The following is a 19,105-nucleotide window of genomic DNA, read 5'->3' as shown; positions in this document are numbered from 1 at the left end:
CGGCAGGAGAACGGAAGAAGGGCCCGCACCCGGTCCTTACGACCCGGGTGCGGGCCCTTCCTCGTTTCCCGCTCCGTTCCCGTGACCCGCCTGCGTCAGTTGGTCCCGATCTTGGCGAGCAGGTCCACGATCCGCGACTGCACCTCCGCGCTCGTCGAGCGTTCGGCCAGGAACAGCACCGTCTCCCCGGACGACAGCTTCGGCAGCTCCGCCCGGTTGAGCCCGGCGGAGGTGTAGACGACCAGCGGGGTGCGGTTGAGCTGCCCGTTGGCGCGCAGCCAGTCGATGATCCCGGCGCGCCGGCGTCGTACCTGCATCAGGTCCATCACGACCAGGTTCGGCCGCATCTGCGCGGCGAGCGTGACCGCGTCGGCGTCCGCCGCGGCCCGCGCCACCTGCATGCCGCGCCGTTCCAGCGCGGCCGTCAGCGCCAGCGCGATCTCCTCGTGCTCCTCGATCAGCAGGACCCGCGAGGGGTGCTGTTCGCTGTCCCGGGGGGCCAGCGCCTTCAGCAGGACGGCCGGGTCGGCACCGTAGGCGGCTTCCCGGGTGGCCTGCCCCAGACCGGCGGTGACCAGCACCGGGACCTCCGCCGCCACGGCGGCCTGGCGGAGCGACTGGAGCGCGGTCCGGGTGATGGGCCCGGTCAGCGGATCGACGAACAGGGCGGCGGGGAAGGCCGCGATCTGGGCGTCGACCTCCTCGCGCGAGTGCACGACGACCGGCCGGTAGCCGCGTTCGCTCAGAGCCTGCTGGGTGGAGACGTCGGGCGCGGGCCAGACGAGCAGGCGGCGCGGGTTGTCGAGCGGTTCGGGCGGCAGCTCGTCGTCGACGGGCTGGGGCAGCGGACGGTTGGCGACCTCGACCGCGCCCCCCGGGCCGTCCAGCGGCTCGGGCCCCTCGGCGGCGTCCTCGTCGGGCGCGCTGATGGCGTACGCCCGGCCGGGCGCCTCGCCGTCCCGGTCCAGCGCGGACTGCGGCGGGGCGGCCGGGACCGGCGGTACGGGGACGGGGGCCGCCTGTGCGGGCAGCGCGGGGGCGGCGGCGGGCTCGGGCCGGTCCGCGGTCTGCGGAGTGCCGAGCTTGCGGCGCCGTCCGGAACCGGATGCCTGCGCCGGTACGGGGACGGGTGCGGGTGCGGGCTGGGCCGCGGCGACCGGCCCGGCCTGCCCGAGGGCGCGCACGCTGAACGCCCGTCCCTGGGAGGCGTCGGGCGGCAGGGGTACGGACCCGGACGGCGCCTCCGCGGGCAGCGGCTGCGCGGCGGGCCGTGCGGTACGGCCTCCCGGCGGTACGGGTACGGGCTCCGCGGGCGGCAGCGGGAGCGACAGCGACCCGGTGTCGGCGGAGCGGTCCCCGGAGTGCCCGGCGGCTCCGGAGTCCCCGGCGGTCTCAGCGACCTCGGCGGCTCCGGTGGTCCCGGCGGCTCCCGTGGTCGCGGGCGCCCCGGTAGTCCCGGACACCCCGGGCGCGCCAAGTGCACCGGGCACACCGACGTCCACCGGCATCCCCGGCACCGGAACCCCGGAAGCCGGTGTCGGCGCGCCCGGCGCGCCCAATTCCTCCGGCAGTCCGCTCAGCCCGGCCCCGGCCGTCTCGTCGGCCGTTCCGTGCTCGGGACGGCCCCTGCGGCGCCCGGTCGGCGCCGGAACCTGCCCCTCCGCGCCCATTCGCCCGGCGCCCGGAACCGCGCCCGGGGACGGGGACGGGGACGGGGACGTACCCGGCACCACGCCCGGGAGAGGGTGCGGCTGCGGCGGGGTGTGCTGGTCGGCGCCCGGGCCGAGCCGGTGGTGGCCGGTGTCCCCGGCACCCGTACCCCCGCCGCCGAGGACGAACGGCGCACGGTCCGCTTCGGCGGGCGGGAGTGCGAAGGCCGTACGCGCCTGCGGATCCGCGCTCTCCACCGGCGCGGGCGCCAGCGCACGCCGGGCGCGCCGCCCTCCGGCCGGGACCGCCTGTCCTACGCCCTGTCCGACGCCCTGCGCGGGCACCGGCACGGGCCCGGGCGCACCACCGGGTACAACACCCGGCGCACCGCCCGGTCCCACCGCCGGAACCAGTCCGGGGGCCTCCGGCACCGGAGGAGCCGCGGGCCCCACCGGAAGCTCGGGCACACCACCGTGCCGTGCCCGGCGCCCCGACGGGACCTCCACCGGCACACCCTGCGGCGGTACGGCCGTTCCGGGCGCGGGCCGCCCGGCCGCAGCGGCGCCCTCGGCGGCGGTCACGACCGCGCCCTCCGCGGGGCTGGGCCGTCCGCGCCGCCGCCCGGTGCCGCCTCCGGCACCCTCGTCCGCGTCGCCGGCGGGCGCCGTACCGTCCTGCGCCCCGCTCCCAGGCCCGCCCGCCGGACCGCCCGCCGATCCGCTCACCGGACCACCCGCCGAACCGTCCGCCGATCCGCTGTCCGCCGCGCGCTCCGCCGCCAGCGGGCTTTCCAGGAAGGCATCCGTCGACCCGCGGCGGGCCCGCCGCCGGCCGCCCAGGGTCTCGCCCGACGCCTGCTCCGGCAGCGCCAGGGCCTGCCCGGGCCCGCCGTCCGTACCGTCACCGGAACCGGCACCCGTACCGTCGTCCCCACCGACACCGACACCGACACCGGCACCGGCACCGGCACCGACACCAGCACCGGCACCGGCAGTGGGCTCCGGGGCGGTCACCGCGCCCGAACCCCCGCCGAGCGGCACCTCCAGGACGTACGCGCTCCCGGCCGCGCCGGGCACCTCGTGCGTCTGCACCACTCCGCCGTGCGCCGTCACGATCCCGCGGACGATCGGCTGGTGCACCGCGTCGCCCCCGGTGAACGGCCCCCGGACCTCGATCCGTACGACCTCGCCGCGCTGCGCGGCGGCCACCACGATCGTGGAGTCCGCGTATCCGGCCGGACCGCCGGCCGCCGCCGACTGCCGGGTCTTCCCGGTCGCGTCGACCCCGGCGACATCGGCGATCAGATGCGCCAGCGCCGTCGCCAGCCGCACCCCGTCGACCTCGGCCTCGATGGGCGGCGCATGGACGGCGAACTGCGCCCGACCGGGCCCGATCAGCTCGACCGCGCCCTCGACGCCGGCCGTGACGACCGCGTCGAGCAGGGTGTTCGCCTTGTGGAGCCGCTCCTCGCCGGTGTCCAGCCGCTGATAGGCGAGGACGTTGTCGATGAGGGTGGTCATCCGGGCGTACCCGGCGGCGAGATGGTGCAGGATCTGGTTCGCCTCCGGCCACAGCTGCCCGGCGGGATCGGCGGCCAGCGTGCCCAGTTCCGTACGCAGCTCCTCCAGCGGCCCGCGTAGCGCGTCGCCGAGCACCGCCGTCAGCTGCCCGTGCCGCCCCGCCAGCTCCCGGTGGCGCTCGTCGCGGGCCTCGATGTCGGCGGTGTAGCGCTCGGTCTTGTCCGCGAGTTCGGCGGCGTACTCCTCCTTGGTCCGCTCGTGCTCGGCGGTCAGCTTCTCGGCCGTCTCGGTCAGCTCCGCCGAATGCCGGGCGGTGAGCGTGCTGAGCGCGGTCGTGTGCTGCGAGGTGAGCTTCTCGACCGGCCGGCGGTCGGTGAAGGTCATCACCGCGCCGACCAGCTGGTCCCCGTCCCGTACCGGCGCGGTGGTCAGGTCCACCGGCACCCGCGAGCCGTCCTTCGCCCAGAGCACCTGCCCCCGGACCCGGTGCTTCCGGCCCGACCTGAGGGTGTCCGCGAGCGGTGACTCGGCGTACGGGAACGGCTTGCCGTCCTCGCGCGAGTGCAGCACCAGCGGGTGCAGCTCACGGCCGCCGAGGTCGCTGGCGCGGAAGCCGAGGATCTGTGCCGCGGCCGGATTGACCAGGACGACGCGGCCCTCGGTATCCGTACCGACGACGCCCTCGGCGGCCGCGCGCAGGATCATTTCGGTCTGTCGCTGCGAACGCGCCAGCTCCGCCTCGGTGTCCACGGTCCCCGACAGATCCCGTACCACCAGCATCAGCAGCTCGTCGCCCGTGAAGTGGGAGTGCTGCGATTCGTACGCCTCGCGCCCGTCCTCCAGGCTGGCGCTCGTCACTTCCACGGGGAACTCGCTGCCGTCCGTGCGGCGGGCCGTCATCCGGGTCGGCTTGGTACGGCCGCGGACGTCGGCGCCTTCCGGACGCCGCATCGACCCCGGAATCAGCCGGGAGTCGAAGGCGGGCAGCAGATCGAGCAGCCCGCGGCCGACGAGTGCGGTGCCGGGAGTCTCGAAGAGTCCGAGGGCAATGGTGTTGGCGTTGACGACGGTGCCGTTGCAGTTGACGAGCACCAGACCGTCGGGGAGTGCGTCGAGTATGGCTGCGAGGCGAGCAGCGCCTCGGGATGGCCTGCTGCTCACGACGACGGTTCCTCCTGAACTACGGACATCAGCCTGTCACTGGAGGGAGTCTAGGGCAGGGGGTCTGCGGGAGCGGGGGACGAGGGGCACCTCGCGTACCGGGGGTGTGGGGGACCGGTGCACCCCTTGTGACCATTTGGGGTACGCACCGGCCCGCCCCGACCGTCTTCCGCCCGCCTTCCGGCCGTCTTCCGCCCGGCTACGCCCCGGCGCTGGGCAGTACGGGAGTGAGGTTGTTCCAGCGGTGGATCTCGCAGCCGTTCTGCCGGGAGAAGACGGCGTCGACCGGGCGGCCCTGCCAGGTGCCGGTGACCCGGGCGGTGGCGGGGCCGCCGGCCTGCTGGGTGCAGAAGACGTCCCGGTCGACCGGAGCGAACGGGTCCGCCCCTTCCCGCGCCAGCTCGTCGAGCCGGGCACACGCCCCCTCGGCCGCCGGATGGGTCCCGCCCGGGGTCCCCTCGGGCCCGGCGGGGCCGCACTCCAGCTCGTACCGCCCGTCGGTCCGGGCGTTCCCCGTCTCCGACACCACCACCGTCAGCCGGTCCTCGGCCTCCCCGAGCAGCGGCGGCAGCGGCACCGGCAGCAGGGAGACGGGGGCCGCGGTCGCGACCCCGGCGAAGGCGGCGACGGCGGCGGCGGACGCGGTGGCGGTGAGGGCGATACGGCGCAGCATGGGCGCTCCTGTTCTGCTCGTACGGACGACCTGGGGAACCGCCCCCGGCCCCCGCCCGCACACGGCGGCCGGACCGGGAGCCCCCACCGCTGTCTAACGCGCCCGCCCCCCGGGCGTTGCGCCCGGCCCTTCCACCGCCCTGCCCCCGGGCGTTGCGCCCCGCCCCGGCCACTGCCCCGCCACCCGTACCTTCGGCCCCCGCCGGGCCTCCCCGCGGCGGCGCCTTTTGTGCTTTGCCCTCGGCCCCGCGTGCCTAGTACCGTGGACGGCGATTGGTGACACGCCGCGTGACTGTGTCATCATCTGCACACCACTCGCGCCTGCGCGATGGTGCTGGAGGCGTCGCCTAGTCCGGTCTATGGCGCCGCACTGCTAATGCGGTTTGGGCTTTACCGCCCATCGAGGGTTCAAATCCCTCCGCCTCCGCCCTCAAGATCACCTGAGCCCCGGCCCCCGGCCGGGGCTCAGGTGTTTCCGTCCGGTGCCGCAGGGCTCCCCTTGCCTCACCCGTCCGGGGGATCCCCCGGCCCCCTCCCCTGAGGGTATCTACGCAGGTCAGAAGGGGTGCGGCTAATGGATTTCGCGTGACGGCGCAGGTCATGTAATGTTGTTCCCGCAACGCCGACCGGGAAGAAAAGCCCGAAACGCCGAGCAAAGCAAGCACTCGTAGCTTAACGGATAGAGCATCTGACTACGGATCAGAAGGTTGCAGGTTCGAATCCTGCCGAGTGCACATAGCCGAGAGGCCCCGGACGAAAGTCCGGGGCCTCTTGCGTTGCGCGATACAGCAGCGGAGTACGGCAACCGCGCCCATCACCGTCAGCTCCCGACGCCACCCACGGCGGCGGACAGCCGGCCGAAGCACGTCCCGCACCTCCCCCTCGTTCGCCTCGGCGGCTGTGGCCGCTCCCTGCTGGTGCTGCTCGTGCGTCAGCCCTTCACACCGGGGATCGGCACGGCGTCGCCGGGTCGTCCAGCCAGACGGTCTCCCCTTCCTCGGTGACCGTGAGTCCGAAGCGGTCGAAGCCGGGGCAGCCGTGGGCGTGCCACCAGTGGAGGGCCTCTTCGACCTCGGTCCACAGCCGCCGGGGTCCGGCTTGGCGGACGGTTGCGAGGCCGGTGGTGCCGCGGAACATCACGGCGGCCCAGGAGTGATCGGTGAGGCTGTAGAACCAGACGGGCTGTACGCCGTCGCGCTCGGTCCCGGCCGCGTGGACGCAGTCGGGGACCCGTACCCCGACGGCGAAGCGTGCGGCGTCGAAGCGCCCGGGGCCCAGCTCGGCGGCGGTGGTCGCGGTCAGGGACGCCGACGCCTTGTTGAAGGGATGCCGGGCGAGGTAGCCGTGGTGCTTGGGCGGCGCCAGCCGGTGGGCCCGGAGCTTGGTGAACTCCAGGGGCCCGAGGAAGCGGCCCGAGGCGTACTGGCCATCGCGGTCCACGGTGAGCAGGACGTTCACGTCCATGGGCGTGTAGTGGGTGCCCCACGGGACGAGGATCAGCCCGCCGCCGCAGGACTGCCGGATCCAGGCGTACGGAATCTTGCGCACCCCGCAGGTGGCGATGATCCGGTCGTACGGAGCCCCGGCCGGATGGCCGACCAGGCCGTCGGTTCCGATGACCGGGACCGGGAGTCCGATCCGCCCGAGACGGGCCCGCGCGGGCGGCGACGGAGGCGTCCACCTCCACACTGACCACATGGGACCGGCCGAGCCGGTGAGCGAGCAGGCCGGCCGACCAGCCGGTGCCCGTACCGATCTCCAGCACCCGCGAACCGGCTTCGACGTCCAGGTCGCGGAGCATGGAGGGGGTGATGCTGGGCATGGTCGACGAACTGGTCGGCTCGGTCAGCGGGGTGTGGGTGTCGCTGTTTTCGTCCCACTGCGTGACGACGGGGACGTCGGTGTCGGCGTACGCCTGCCACCGGGCGGGGTCGTCGACGCGGGAGACGTGGACGTGATCACCGCGGACGGGGTCGTACGGCCAGATGTCGTCGGGCAGGAACGCCGACCGGGGCACGGCGGCGAAGGCGGGCACCCAGTCCGAGGTCAGATCACCCCGAGCGAACAGGGCCTGCCCCAGATCCGCCCACCGGCCATCAGCGAGAACCGCTGCCTGGGCGTACTGACGCCGGGTGCTCATGCCTCCGCCTCCGCACCGTGATTCGCAAGGTTGGCACGGCAACGCGGACACCGGCAGGGCGGGTACTTCAGGGGCTCTGTCGGGAGATCTATGGCTTCTGTATCGCGTACGACCGTAGTCGGGCCCCACGTGCGGCCAGAGTCTCGGGATACTCGCAGGGTCATCCGTGTACGGCCCTCGTCTTCCGGGACCGCGTTGGGGGAGAACACCATCACTCGGGCCGTCCCATCTGTGCCTTGGGCAGCTTGTGTGTGAGGTTCCGTTGCTCGCAGGCGGGGTAACGCGGCCGGATCAGGGGCTCAGAGGCGTTGCCGAACGAAGGTAAGAACATGAGAGTTCCGGGGGAGCTCATCACGGCGGGTGCCATGACGGGTTGGTGGCGACCTAATGATTTGAGCTCCAGGAACCGGAAGATCCGGATGCAATGATCGCGCAGCGGCACGTCAGGACTCCTTCAGTCAGGAGGCGGGGTGTTACAGACTGACGGGCGCAACGGTCGCTTACGAGGGCTTCTATAGGGCTCCAGAGGTCACTGGAGAGGGCTTTCTCTCCCTACAAAGAGGGAAGGGCTAACAAAGGAGGACATGCTGTGGGACCTTCGTGTCACAACACGACTGGAGGTGTCCATGTCCCATCCGAGCGGGAACATCCGCTTGAAGAGCGCTCGTGTCGCTGCTGGATACGCCTCTCAACAGCGACTTGCTGAGGCCATGACTGCCACAGCAGCGGAGTTGGGGATCCGCGGACTGTCCGTGGGGGTACGCCAGGTACGCCGCTGGGAGTCGGCCGCCCCTCCGTGGCCACACCCGGACCACCGGAGGCTGCTCGCCCATTTGCTCCGACAGGACATGGAGCAGCTTGGCTTTACCCCGCCCCACGACCAGGGCGCAGAGCACCGCGCGGTGGTCATAGCCGGAGCGGCAGTGGGTCTTTCGCCGGTGCCGCGCCTGACGATGACACAAACCCAGCCCGATTCGGTGGGCGACGACTACGAGGCTGTGACACGGTCACATAGGCACCTGTACTGGAGCGTGGCCCCCGCGATTCTGCATCCGGTCGTCATGGCGCACGCAACGATGGGAATCGCCCTGCTGCCTGAGACCGCTGGGGCGACCCGTCACCGTGTGGCGGCGGCCCTGGCGGAGTCGTGCCTGCTCGCAGCCCGCATGGAGTTCTTCGATATGCGGCAGCCGGTGGCCGCCAACGACACATTGGTGAAGGCGCTCCAGGCGGCCGGTGAGGCGGACCACGCCCTTCTTGGCTCGGCGATCCTTGCCCACTCGGCGTTCATCCCGGGGTGGGGCGGACGCCGGGACGAGGCGCTTGAACGGATGGTTGCAGCAAGGACGTACGCCCGGCGCGGCCCCGCGTCGACGCAGTTCCTGGCGTGGCTGGACGCGGTCGAAGCCGAGTGCGAGACGCGATGCGGCGAGACCCGCACGGCGTTGAACCTGATCACGCATGCGGAGGACGTGCTGTCCATGGAGTCGGAGCACTCGAATCCACCGTGGATGGACTGGTTCAGCCCGGTGCGGCTTGCCGCATTCAAGGGGAACACCCAGCTCAAGGCCGGTCACCTGCCGCAGGCCCGGGAGACCCTGACCAAGGTCTTGGATGAGTTGCCCGAGTCCGACAACAAGCAGCGCACGGTGATCCTGGGCGATCTCGCGGCCGTTGAGGCAGCGGATGAGCGCCCGGAGGCCGCGTGCGAGTACGCGCTCCAGGCACTCGATCTCCTCGCGACGACGTGGTACGCGACCGGCATGGACCGGGTACGCGACGTACGGAGGACGCTCGCCCCTTGGCAGAACGAGCGGTGCGTTCGCGACTTGGACGATCGGCTCTACGGGTGGTCGACGACGCTCAGCGCTCTGACGCGTTGAACTTGGCAATCCGCTCCGGGAGTTCCAAGAGGCTGCTGATCCTCAGGGTCGGCAGCCTCTGTGCGTCGGGGGTGTTCCACTGGATGTTGGCCCAGGGCCCGCGGCGGATGAGCGCGGTGGGCATGCCGGCCGAGACGGCGGGACGGATGTCGTTGTCCACCCGGTCCCCGACGTACAGGATCTCCGCGGGAGCGTAGGGAACGGCCGCTGCGACGCGCTCGAAGAACGCGCTGTCCGGCTTGGAGGCGCCCCAGTCGTCGCTGGTGCCGATCAGATCCACGTCATCGGTGAACAGCCCACGCAGCAGCCCACCGGCCCGCACGGTCTGGTTCCCCGCGATCCCGAGCCAGAGCCCGTCCGCACGGAGCTGCGCCAGCGCGGGCCGCACGTCGTCGTACAGATCCTCTTCCCCGAAGTGTTCGGGCTGCCCCGCTGCTGCCCGCCGCTCGCGCTCCTGGTCCAGGTCGAAGCCGGGACGGACTTCTTGGAAGGTGTCGCGGTAGTCGCGTCCTTGGGCGATGACCGCGCCGAACACGGCGGCGAAGGTATGCCGGGGGATCCTCAGCCAGTCCGCCCAAGTGCCGTACTCGCGCGTCTCGTCCACGAGACATTCGCCGACATCGAAGACCACGGCACGAATCATGGAACCGATCCTACGGGGCGGAGGGATGGCTGGATGCTCGACTCGTACGCCGAGAGCATCGAGCGGGTGTGGGAGTCGGCCCGGCCGATCTCGTCGCCCAGCGACCTGGGAGGACTTCAGACATGAGCCGGATCGACTACTTCCGTGATCCCGAGGCCCCGGTGGCCAACTCGGTGGTCCCGTCGGTGACGGCAGTCGTCCAGGACGACGACGGACGGCTTCTGGTCATCCACCGTACCGACAACGACCTGTGGGCCCTGCCCGGAGGCGGACACGACATCGGCGAACGCATCGGCGAGACGGCGGTGCGGGAGGTGGAGGAGGAGACGGGGATCCGGGTCGAGGTCGACGGCATCGTCGGTCTCTACACCGACCCTGACCATGTGCTCGCATACGACGATGGCGAGGTCCGGCAGCAGTTCTCCATCTGCTTCCGCGCCCACCCGGTGGGAGGGACGCTGCGCACCAGCAGCGAGTCCAAAGAGGTCCGGTGGATCGACCCCGCGGAGTTGGACGGTCTCGACATCCACCCGTCGATGCTGCTGCGCATCCGGCACGGGCTGGACGCGTCGCGCCGGGAGCCCTACATCGGCTGATGGCCGCCCGCTGCCTCGGCCAGGCGGCGTTCGACCCGTGCGACAGCGGCGTGGATCTCCGGTGCGGCCCGCTGGATGAACCGGCCGACGATCGTGTCCGGCCCGTACCGGCTGATGATCTCCTCCAGGCGGGCGTCCGGAGTCGTCCGGCGGCCGTCCGGGGTGGTCGTCATATCGCAGAAGACCAGGGCGTCCCGGAGGTCCGGCCGTTCCTGGGCGAACTCCGCTTCCAGGTCGGTACGGAGGCCGCGCTCCTCGGCCTCCAGGACGGCGTACGAGTGGTGGGCGACGAGGCTGATGACGCGTTCGTCGGCCCGCTCCTTGTGCCGGAGGAAACGGGCCCCGTCGAGCGGATGGAAGCCCGTGGTGGCGATGGTCGGCGCGTACCCGATGTCGTGCAGCACGGCGGCGGACTCCAGCAGCGCGGCGTCCTCACCGAGGACCGGTGCGAGTGACCTGGCCCGCTCGGCCACCCCGAGGGAGTGCGCCCAGCGGCGCGGGAGCGGCTCGGACAGCGTTGATTCGGCGAGCGCATACGCCCACTGGGCCAGCTCCATGAGGATCAAGGCTACGGCGTTGGACGCGAGCGTGCGTTTCATCGTGGAGCGGAAGATGATGCTTCGATCGTTGACGACGGGCTGATTGCTATGGCTGGATCAGCGGTAGGGGCATCACGAAGTTGCCTCTGAGTGGTAGTTGGCTGATTTCTAGAGTTCCGTGGGTTTCGTCGCCAGCGACCGCAAAAAGGGGGAGGGCTGTTGGAGAACCTTTCAGTGCATCTCGATACCGCACTTAGACTTTTGATTTCTGGGCAAGAATTTTCTGAGATTCCTGATGTGGCGACCTATGCCGAGATCAAAGATCAGTGGAGTGTCGGGTGCAGAGATTCCCTTGAGGCGACAATTAGAGACGGCGACTATGGTCCCCAGCATACGGAGATCGTCGATTACCCGAAGAATGCTATAGCCGTTCGCCCGCTAACTCGCTTTTCGGCGCGGGATAGATTGATTTATGACTCCTTGGTGTTTGATCTAGCATCGGATATTGACAAGTGCAGAAATCGCTCTGTCTATAGCTATCGATGGAATCACAAAGCTGGAGAGCCTCTATTTTGGAGCCATTCATGGAGCCTCATGCGTCACAGGGCTCTGTCCACCCTGTCAGGCAATCGAAGACTTCTAATGGCTACACTTGATGTCTCGTCATTTTATGAACATGTTGACGTCGAGCTCCTTTCTGAAGACTTGTACATGATGGCGAAGAATGAGGCGCATGTGCAAAAGGTCTCGAACTTTCTTCGCAGGTTCCAGAACATCAATCACGCCTGGGGTCTTCCTCAAGGTTCTGATGCCTCCGGAATATTGGCGAACGCCTATCTTGCTTCGGTAGACCAGTTCTTGACACAGCAACGATTGCCGTTCGTTCGATACTCAGATGACATCATGATTTTTGATGAAAGTTGGAACTCTTTGCGGGATGTGCTTGTCAGCGTGAACAGGATCTTCCGGGCTAGGAAGCTTTCCATGGCGGGCCATAAGACTTCCATACTGGGACATGAGGAGGCGCTAAATCGCTTGAGGAGTGCCGAAGAGGCCTCTATTGATTACGGGGTCAAAGTGGGGGACCCTAAAGCCCGCCTTAGCGCCCGGACCTACTTTTATGACACCTGCGCGTCCGAAGTCATCAGTTCTAGGCGCCTCAAGTTCTCCCTGAACAGGCTCCGGAGGCTGGGTGATGACTACGCAGTGAGCTGGTGCTTGGACAACATTCGGTACATAGCTGATGCGGCAAAGGAGATTTTTGCCTACTTCGCCGCGTGTGAGCATCGTTTGCCTGAGATTGAATCCAAGCTTACCGCATTCATGTGCTCATCTGAGAGTAAAAGTTACCCGTATATTGAGCAGCGAATTCTCCGATACTTTGTGAGACTTCGGGTTTCTAATGAACGGATGAAGGAATCGGCATGGAAAATTCTTGATGATAGAAACCGTGAGGAGTTTCCGAGAGAGTTTGCCGCTCGCTATCTCGGGCGATGTTCCTCCGTTGCTGATGCGCAACTGTTGCGCCACAAATTCGAAGGGGAGGCCGGAGGGGGAATGCGTCGCGCCTTGATGATTGCACTCTATGAGTCTGGGTATCTCTCAAATAGATACCGGCGCGACGTCGAGTGCTCCATTCCTAATCTGAGATGGCTTTGTTCGTACCTAGAGAAGAATCCAAAAATACCGGTTTCGTAAGGGATGGGCGTGAATCAAGAGCAGTTTGAATCGGTCAGGGGCGAGTTGGAACGCCTATCGGAGAGCTGTCTTTACAGTGCGCAGGCTTACTTTGAAGCCGCGAAGCGTGCTGAATTTTGGGGGCGCCTCATGATATTCCTTCCGGCGTGCATTTCCGCTGTCGCAGGCTTTATGTCGGCGCTGCGTAAGGAGGAGGTGTGGGGTGCCGTATCTGCGGTTGCTGGCTCTGTTGCGGCCACTGCTGCTTTTCTCGGTACGACTAAGAAAGCGGCAGATTTTCAATTGTCGGCTCGCAGTTATACGATATTGAGGCATCGATTGATTCTGGAGTCAAGAATTCTATCAGTTGGGGATGATCTTCAAGAGTCCCAAGAAAAGCTTCGATCTTTGGGTGATGCATACATGCAAATCGTGGCCAATGATGTTCCCGTTCCAAATAGGTCCTTTTCCCTTGCCCGGAAAAGGATCCACCAGGGGCTGGCCTCCTGAAGTCGTTGGGGCTTGACGGCAACGCTGACGGCAACGACGAGGCACAGAGGCCCATGCGTGCAGCTTTGAGCGATCACGGTAGGCGATTGCTGCGGGTCCTCGTGAGGCGCTGCCCGATCCTACGGATCAGAAGGTTGCAGGTTCGAATCCTGCCGAGTGCACACAGCTGAGAGGCCCCGGACGAAAGTTCGGGGCCTCTCTCGTTGTCGTTCAGTAGCGGAGTAGGGCAACCACGTCGGTCTCCGTCAGCCGTCGGCGTTTCCACCACGGTGGGCATTTGGCCGGCTGGGGAAGGCGTACATGTGGGCGGGAATCATGGGACAGGCACCGCGGTCATCCGGAAGGTTCCCCCGAGCTGTCGGTACGGGCCCACTCGGGCGGTCCCCACGGGGACGGAAGACCGTCGTTCCCGTCCTGGTCATGGGGATCACTCGGATACGACGGCTCGAACGGATCGACCGGCATGTGATCCGCGGAGACCCTGGCGGGGGGTGACGTGGTGGCATCGGATGGACTCGATGCGTTCGCAGGAGAGACGGCTGTGGCGTCGGTGAGCAGATCCCGGCGGAGACCGTCTGCGGTTTGCGGACTGCCGGACGCTTCAGACAGGCGGGCCAGACGATCCACGAATACCGTACGGTCGGCCGACCCTTCGGGCAGCCCCATTTCGTCGAGCAGCGCCGAGACGTAGTGGCTGGGGGCGGCTCGGTGGCGGGACGAGGCAGGTGTCTCCGAGGTGCCGGAGCCGGAGTTCCCATCGGGACCCGGGTCGTCGGAGCCGCCTTCGGGGCCGGAGCCGGCAAGCGGATCCGGAGGCAGGCAGAGATGGCGGAAGGCCGTCGGCACTTCCCGGTCGTTGGCCGCCGCCGAGAGGCAGGTGAGGGGACCGATCATCTCTACCGCTCGTTCGATGTCGTTCTCGTGGCGGGAAAGCCACCAAACCAGTGCACTGCCGGGGGTACGGAGAACGTCTTCGCCCAGGTAGGTCCGGCGGTCGAGCTCGTGCTGCCGTCCGCTCTCCCATAGCCCCCGTGACTTGTGCGCCTCGTCGATCTGGTCCAGCCGCTGCTGATCGGTCGGCCGCAGGGTCAGCCGTACTCCAGTGGCGAAGGCAGTGACCAGGCCCGATTCATCCGTGGTGGGCATGCCCAGCAGCCCGTCCAGCCAGGGCGACAGATAGCCGCAGCGGCTCGGCTGCTCGGCCGCGACGGCGTGTTGGGCGCGCTGGATCACCGAGCTGACGGCCAGGCCCGGTGGGTTGTTGTGCGATGCCGGAGAGAAGTCGGCAGTGGTTCGCCACCAGACGGTTGCCGAGAACAGGAAGGGATAGCCGGGCACCGTGCTCGGCAGCGGCACCTGTGCCAGGACGCTCTCCCGGTACGGCGGCTCCTGCGGTGGCTCGGAGGTGGCAGAGGCTGCACCGCCTAAGGAAGCGGGTTCATGGCTGCCCGGCTGCCCCAGAGTCGCGAGGAACACGCCGGCCACCAGGGCCGGCAGAAGAAACCACACCCAGTCGGGCCATGCCTGTGCCGCTCCGATGCCGAGGACGGGTGCGACGACCAGCAGGACGAGGAGCAGACGAGTTTTACTGCGGGGACTCATACACCCTCCCGGGGGTTATGGCTGTCCGGGCCGGGACCCGGCGCTTCCACGCCCTGCAGCACATCGATTCTGCGGCAGAGCTGTTCGGCGACGCGCAGGCGGGCGTACGGCCCGGCCTGCGGTTCTGTCGGCTGGTCGAGGGGCGGAGCGGCAGCCCATTCACGGGTGGCCGCATAGAGAAGGGTCAAAAGAGCGGGATCGGCCATGGCCGCGATGACGAGGACATTCAGGCCGGTCACTGCATTGCTTCCGCTGGCTGCCTGGGTGAGCCAGCGCTGTGCCACTGGTGACCAGTCCGAAGCGGTTGTCGCGACCATCACGGCACGCCAGGCCAGGGTGAGCTCCTGCCACGGGGGCCGGAAACGGGTTCCTGGTTCGAGCAGTCCGAGAAGTACGTCCGTCGCGGTCCCGGTCAGCGGGGTGACCCTCATGAGCTGGTTGATCAGCCGTGTCATCAGCCGTCGGTTTCCCCGGGCCACCTGGACGAGGGCCGCCGCTGCGGCAGCCCCTGCCGCACCGCTCTGGCGCAGTGCGAGATGCCGCAGCCTGACCAGGGCCTGGTCGGGATGGGTCACGACCATGACCTGTCGGCAGACGTCGGTCAGGACGTGCACCAGATCCGGCGCCAGGCCGGCAGACGTTGCCCAGCCGTAGACCCGGGCACGCAGGCGTGCGCCGTGTTCGTCATGGCTGAGCCCCAGCTCCAGCATGGCCGCGGCCTCGGCCCTGAGCCGACGGCTTCCCGAGGGCTGCCGTGTCCACTGCTCCACAAGAACGCACAGGTCTTCCGGACGGTCCGAGTCCAGTGCTTGTTCGGCGAATCGGGCTACGAGGCGCATCCGATCCTCGCGGCCGAGTTCCGGAAGCTGGATGCACTGTCCGGCCCAGTCCCGGAAAGCCTCCCGGAGGTCGGGGTAGTTCCGCCAGTAGTGGCGCCTCACGGCCTCGTCGTAAGCGAGCCGGGCAAAGGAGACTCGTCCGTCCTCCCCCCGGGTTATCTCCAGCTTGGCCAGTTGCTCGCCGAGATCGTCCTGTGCGAGCCGGGGGGTCCCGTCGAGTTCGTGCCGCAGATGTTCGAGCAGACAGCGGGCGCCCGCCAGCACTGCCTCCGCCCGGGCGCCACTGACCATGGCTGTCGTGAACAGCAGCGCCCGGGCCATGACATCACGGTGGTCGCGCAACTGCTGCGAGACCTGTTCGGACCAGTTCATCGCCGCTTCGAGCGCAACCGCGAGCCAGTGGGAGAACTCGGTTCCGTACTGCCCGCTCGCCCGGGCCTGCGACACCAGATCGGCCAGCCGGGCCAGTTCGCGCATCGGCGAGGTGATGAACATAGTGGCCAGGTCGCGGCTGTTCAGCTCTTCCGGCGTACATTCGATGCCGCTGACCCGCAGATACCGGAGGAACACCGTCTTGCCCTGCGGACGCTCCAGCCGGACCACGGCGGCGAGCAGCTCGGTGTTGAGCATCCAGTCCAGGCCGTTCGGCAGGACCGCGACCATACGGGCGCCGCACCGCTCGACCATGGAGCGGTAGCGGATCAGCGCACGTTGTGCCTCCGGGTAATCGCCATCGGTGACATGGGACAGGTCGAGGAGGTACCGGTCGTCGCCGGATGCCTCCAGAGCATCCTCCTCCCCGTTGACGGGCAGTTCTTCGATAGGGTTCGCCGCCGTCGACGTCCCTTCCAGAAGCATGGTTGCGGCGGCCCGCCGGCCACTGCCAGGAGGACCGTCGATCAGGACTACCCCGCCCGGATCCCGAAGCCGCTCGGCAGCCGTTCCATAGAACCGGGGGTGGACGAAGCACCGGGCCAGAAGGCGACGGTGTTCCCGCACGACGTGCAGACGGGGAGTTCCGGTCCGGACCAGGCGCTCATTCGCGCTGAACCAGTTGACGACGTACTGGTTGCCGCTGCCCGTATGGGTCGATCCCCGGGGGTCGTGGACGTACGTCGGACCGGTCGGCGTGGTCACCGCTCCCCGTCCTCGGGGGGCAGGCCTCGACCGGAGCTGTTGCGCGCCGTACCGTTGTTGTCACCGGCGATGTAGTTGACGTTCTGCCCCTCGCCGTTGAAATTCGGGGCGAAATGCTGGTCACGGCCTTGGTACAGGTGGCCGCTTCCGGTGTGGACAGGGCCCTGCGGCTTGTCGACGAACGTTCCGGAGAAGCCACCGTGGACATCACCGATGCCGCCGTTCTGGCCGGACTTGTCTACCCTCGGCGTTTGTCGCCGGTCCAGGTCGGCATCTCCGTCCCCGGACCTCTCCGGCTGTCCCGCGGTTGTTCCGGTACCAGAGGCGCTCCGTTCGTCGCCGTACCGCTTTTCGGCGGGGATCAGTTCCGGTACTCGGGCCACCAGATGATCCACGAGCCGCTCCAGGTCGGTGGCCGCGCTGCGATGGTTGAACCGGAGGTACTGGCAGTCCGCGAGCTCTCCGATATCGTCCGGAAGGTCCTCGTGACGGAGCCTGCCGACTTTCCCGATCAGTAGCGGAATGACGACAGCAGCAGTCTCGAAAGCCTCGCGGATTTCCTTCCGTGTCCAGTCGTCGGGGCTTTCCAGCGCGGGACGACCGGTGGACGAGGTCACCTCGTGCCAGCGGGTTCCGATCACTGCGAGCAGGACCCGGCTGCGACGTACCGCGGTGAGCAACTCCTGCTGGAAGTGAGCGCCGGGGGTGATGGACTTGCTCGCCCGGAAGACGTTCTCCTCTCCGAACCGCCGGGACAGCTCCCGGTCGATAAGGGTCGCGGTGCCCTCCTCGTCGCCGGTTCGGTAGTTCACAAAGACCAACGGCATGACGAATTTCCCTTTCGCGCATTCGGAATGAGAGGGATGAGCAGCGGCTCTCCAGGGGACAGCCGTGCTGGGCCGCTGGAGAGCGTGAGTGCCTCCGGCATGGTGTGACGGCGCCACACCGCGGCCGGAGGGAAAGGAGTGGAGGAAAAGGTCAGCCGGCGGGGCCGGCGACGGCCCGCGCGAGCAAAGGCTGGAGATCGCGCACGGCGTGCTGGGCGCGGAAGCGCGACAGTTCCCGGTCGAGCCGACGGACATCCGTGCGAATCGTGGCGGAGGGCGCTGTCTCCATCAGGGGAAGCAGTTCTCCTGCAAGTTCACAGGAGCGCTCGACCTCACCGGCGGCGGCGTGTGCCAGGGCTCTGCGCAGGCCGTATCGAGTCCGGGTACGGATCGCGCGGACCGGAATCCGCTCGCATTCGCGGTCCAGGGCGGCCGATGCTTCCCTGGGCCGTCCCAGGTCGTACAGGCACCATCCGGTCACCATGGCCGCCGGGTCGCTGAGATGGGACGGTCCCAGAACGGAGGTTTCCGGCCCGGCTTCCGAATCGTCGAAGAGCGCCCGGGCCCGGTCGAGCGCGCGCAGACAGGCGGTCTCGTCGCCGGCGAGAGCATGGCCCTGTGCTTCGCGCTGTGCCGCGAGCGCCCTGATGCGGGGCGGAACCGAGCCCTCCTGCGCTCTTCGGGCGAGGGCGACAGTCTCCGCCGCTGCGCCGTTGTAGAAGGTGATCAGGGCTCTGCGGACCAGGGCGTAGACGGCCAGGTGGCGGTCCTCACCGGCTCGGGCGAGATTGACCGCATCGGCCGTCCATCGCAGTGCCCCCGCGTCGTCACCTGCCTCCTGCGCCTGCCAACCTGCGTATTCGGCGAGACGCGCTGCCGCGAGGAACAGAGGGGCGCGTTCGGGACCGCCGGCCCTGGTTGCGCAGGCGATCGCCAGGGCTACCTGGTCGCCGAGTACAGGCAGGAGATCCGACGGGGAACTGTTCTGGCCGAGCCGCCTCATGCTCTCCAACTGCCGTGTGAGCAGGTGGAGCGGTGAGGGACTGTCGCCCGTCCAGTGACCGGGGCCCCCGGTCGCCGGAAGTCCCGCACTGATCAGGGTGCCGACTCCGGCGCCGATCACCTCCCGGCGGGCCACCGCGGCAGGGCCTTGGTCCGCTTCCGCGGCCTTCGCCAGGCGGCCTCTCGCGGAGAAGTACGCATCACACCGCCGGGCCAGGGACAACGGCGGCCGCTTTCCACCTCTTTCGATCTTGCTGAGGTGGCCTTTGCTGTAGTTCATTTCCCGGGCAAGCTGCTCCAGAGTCATTCCGGCCTGTAGGCGCAGGCGCCGCAGCTGGGCTCCGAACGGTAAGGGTCCGTCCATAACTCCCCCTCCTACTGATCACGGCTATAAGGTCTGCCCGCAGACCGGCCGCTTGTGGGGTGAGTCTGGCATGCGGGACGACGTGTTCGGTGTGCCGCCGACAGGTTTCCTGTTTCCTCTTCTTCGCTCTTGCACAGGTCTTGATGGTCACCTTGCTCGCGGTGTAACGCATGGGGTGGAGGTGCCGTTCGCAGGGAAGGGTTTCGGACACGGCAGGCGTCCGGGTGTTCGGGGCTGACGTGGGCGGGTAGGGGGTGGGTGGGCGTTCCGGGGCGGCCGGAATGTGGTGGGCGGAGCCGGGGGAGTCGGTTGCCTCGGGTACCCTCTGCGCTTTCGTCCCTGT

At 68.5% G+C, this 19,105-nt stretch carries 12 protein-coding genes, 2 tRNA genes and 1 pseudogene; 6 read left to right on the top strand and 9 right to left on the bottom strand.

The window, feature by feature from the left end; all coding sequences use genetic code 11:
* Nucleotides 1-95: 95 nt before the first annotated feature.
* Together ACWDR0_RS15335 and ACWDR0_RS15330 are read right to left on the bottom strand one after the other, a co-directional pair.
* Nucleotides 96-4,331 (bottom strand): PAS domain-containing protein, encoded by a 4,236-nt coding sequence (locus tag ACWDR0_RS15335; protein WP_456352155.1) that lies wholly within the window; start codon nucleotides 4,329-4,331, stop codon nucleotides 96-98.
* 199 nt (nucleotides 4,332-4,530) lie between these two features.
* A complete protein-coding gene (locus ACWDR0_RS15330) occupies nucleotides 4,531-5,004 on the bottom strand; it encodes an SSI family serine proteinase inhibitor (protein WP_456352154.1) in 474 nt (157 codons plus the stop codon).
* A 335-nt stretch (nucleotides 5,005-5,339) separates the two neighbouring features.
* Here ACWDR0_RS15330 and ACWDR0_RS15325 point away from each other — a divergent pair.
* A tRNA-Ser gene (locus ACWDR0_RS15325) sits at nucleotides 5,340-5,430 on the top strand.
* Between the two features lie 234 nt (nucleotides 5,431-5,664).
* A tRNA-Arg gene (locus tag ACWDR0_RS15320) sits at nucleotides 5,665-5,737 on the top strand.
* A 205-nt stretch (nucleotides 5,738-5,942) separates the two neighbouring features.
* Here ACWDR0_RS15320 and ACWDR0_RS15315 read toward each other — a convergent pair.
* Nucleotides 5,943-7,143, bottom strand: a pseudogene (locus ACWDR0_RS15315) (protein-L-isoaspartate(D-aspartate) O-methyltransferase).
* A 626-nt stretch (nucleotides 7,144-7,769) separates the two neighbouring features.
* Between ACWDR0_RS15315 and ACWDR0_RS15310 the strand changes: the two are divergent.
* A complete protein-coding gene (locus ACWDR0_RS15310; protein ID WP_456352182.1) occupies nucleotides 7,770-9,026 on the top strand; it encodes a transcriptional regulator in 1,257 nt (418 codons plus the stop codon).
* Here the strand turns inward: ACWDR0_RS15310 and ACWDR0_RS15305 are convergent.
* Nucleotides 9,007-9,669, bottom strand: a complete 663-nt coding sequence (locus ACWDR0_RS15305; protein ID WP_456352153.1) for an HAD family hydrolase — start codon at nucleotides 9,667-9,669, stop codon at nucleotides 9,007-9,009. The two genes, ACWDR0_RS15310 and ACWDR0_RS15305, sit on opposite strands and share 20 nt — an antisense overlap.
* A gap of 122 nt (nucleotides 9,670-9,791) precedes the next feature.
* Here ACWDR0_RS15305 and ACWDR0_RS15300 point away from each other — a divergent pair, with 122 nt between their 5' ends.
* Entirely contained in the window at nucleotides 9,792-10,265 is a 474-nt protein-coding gene (locus tag ACWDR0_RS15300) for an NUDIX hydrolase (protein ID WP_456352152.1), read from the top strand.
* Here ACWDR0_RS15300 and ACWDR0_RS15295 read toward each other — a convergent pair.
* A complete protein-coding gene (locus ACWDR0_RS15295) occupies nucleotides 10,253-10,822 on the bottom strand; it encodes an HD domain-containing protein (RefSeq protein ID WP_456352181.1) in 570 nt (189 codons plus the stop codon). The genes ACWDR0_RS15300 and ACWDR0_RS15295 overlap by 13 nt on opposite strands.
* 201 nt (nucleotides 10,823-11,023) lie before the next feature.
* On the opposite strand from ACWDR0_RS15295, the gene ACWDR0_RS15290 reads away from it, so the two are divergent.
* The gene (locus tag ACWDR0_RS15290; protein ID WP_456352151.1) at nucleotides 11,024-12,502 is read left to right on the top strand and encodes an RNA-directed DNA polymerase; all 1,479 of its coding nucleotides are present in this window, start codon (nucleotides 11,024-11,026) and stop codon (nucleotides 12,500-12,502) included.
* 9 nt (nucleotides 12,503-12,511) lie between these two features.
* Nucleotides 12,512-12,991, top strand: a complete 480-nt coding sequence (locus tag ACWDR0_RS15285) for a hypothetical protein (RefSeq protein ID WP_456352150.1) — start codon at nucleotides 12,512-12,514, stop codon at nucleotides 12,989-12,991.
* Nucleotides 12,992-13,324: 333 nt separating this feature from the next.
* Here the strand turns inward: ACWDR0_RS15285 and ACWDR0_RS15280 are convergent, their stop codons facing one another.
* From ACWDR0_RS15280 to ACWDR0_RS15265, 4 genes are all read right to left on the bottom strand, one after another.
* Complete coding sequence (locus ACWDR0_RS15280) at nucleotides 13,325-14,593, bottom strand: hypothetical protein (protein WP_456352149.1); 1,269 nt, start codon at nucleotides 14,591-14,593, stop codon at nucleotides 13,325-13,327.
* Entirely contained in the window at nucleotides 14,590-16,569 is a 1,980-nt protein-coding gene (locus ACWDR0_RS15275; RefSeq protein ID WP_456352148.1) for a hypothetical protein, read from the bottom strand. Before ACWDR0_RS15275 ends, ACWDR0_RS15280 begins: the two co-directional genes overlap by 4 nt.
* Nucleotides 16,566-17,396 carry a toll/interleukin-1 receptor domain-containing protein gene (locus tag ACWDR0_RS15270; RefSeq protein ID WP_456352147.1) on the bottom strand — a complete coding sequence of 277 codons (831 nt, stop codon included), beginning with the start codon at nucleotides 17,394-17,396 and terminating at the stop codon, nucleotides 16,566-16,568. The genes ACWDR0_RS15275 and ACWDR0_RS15270 overlap by 4 nt, the downstream gene beginning before the upstream one ends.
* Nucleotides 17,397-17,547: 151 nt before the next feature.
* Complete coding sequence (locus tag ACWDR0_RS15265; RefSeq protein ID WP_456352146.1) at nucleotides 17,548-18,762, bottom strand: helix-turn-helix domain-containing protein; 1,215 nt, start codon at nucleotides 18,760-18,762, stop codon at nucleotides 17,548-17,550.
* Nucleotides 18,763-19,105 lie beyond the last annotated feature (343 nt).

Source organism: Streptomyces sp. NPDC003691 (assembly GCF_053981115.1).
The sequence above is the reverse complement of the archived record's forward strand: the minus strand, read 5'-3'. Positions and strand labels throughout refer to the sequence as shown.

Coding starts and splice junctions, on each gene's coding strand:
- ACWDR0_RS15295 (WP_456352181.1), bottom strand. CDS start 10,822: ATGGAGCTGGCCCAGTGGGCGTATGCGCTCGCCGAATCAACGCTGTCC.
- ACWDR0_RS15300 (WP_456352152.1), top strand. CDS start 9,792: ATGAGCCGGATCGACTACTTCCGTGATCCCGAGGCCCCGGTGGCCAAC.
- ACWDR0_RS15265 (WP_456352146.1), bottom strand. CDS start 18,762: ATGGACGGACCCTTACCGTTCGGAGCCCAGCTGCGGCGCCTGCGCCTA.
- ACWDR0_RS15270 (WP_456352147.1), bottom strand. CDS start 17,396: ATGCCGTTGGTCTTTGTGAACTACCGAACCGGCGACGAGGAGGGCACC.
- ACWDR0_RS15330 (WP_456352154.1), bottom strand. CDS start 5,004: ATGCTGCGCCGTATCGCCCTCACCGCCACCGCGTCCGCCGCCGCCGTC.
- ACWDR0_RS15305 (WP_456352153.1), bottom strand. CDS start 9,669: ATGATTCGTGCCGTGGTCTTCGATGTCGGCGAATGTCTCGTGGACGAG.
- ACWDR0_RS15280 (WP_456352149.1), bottom strand. CDS start 14,593: ATGAGTCCCCGCAGTAAAACTCGTCTGCTCCTCGTCCTGCTGGTCGTC.
- ACWDR0_RS15310 (WP_456352182.1), top strand. CDS start 7,770: ATGTCCCATCCGAGCGGGAACATCCGCTTGAAGAGCGCTCGTGTCGCT.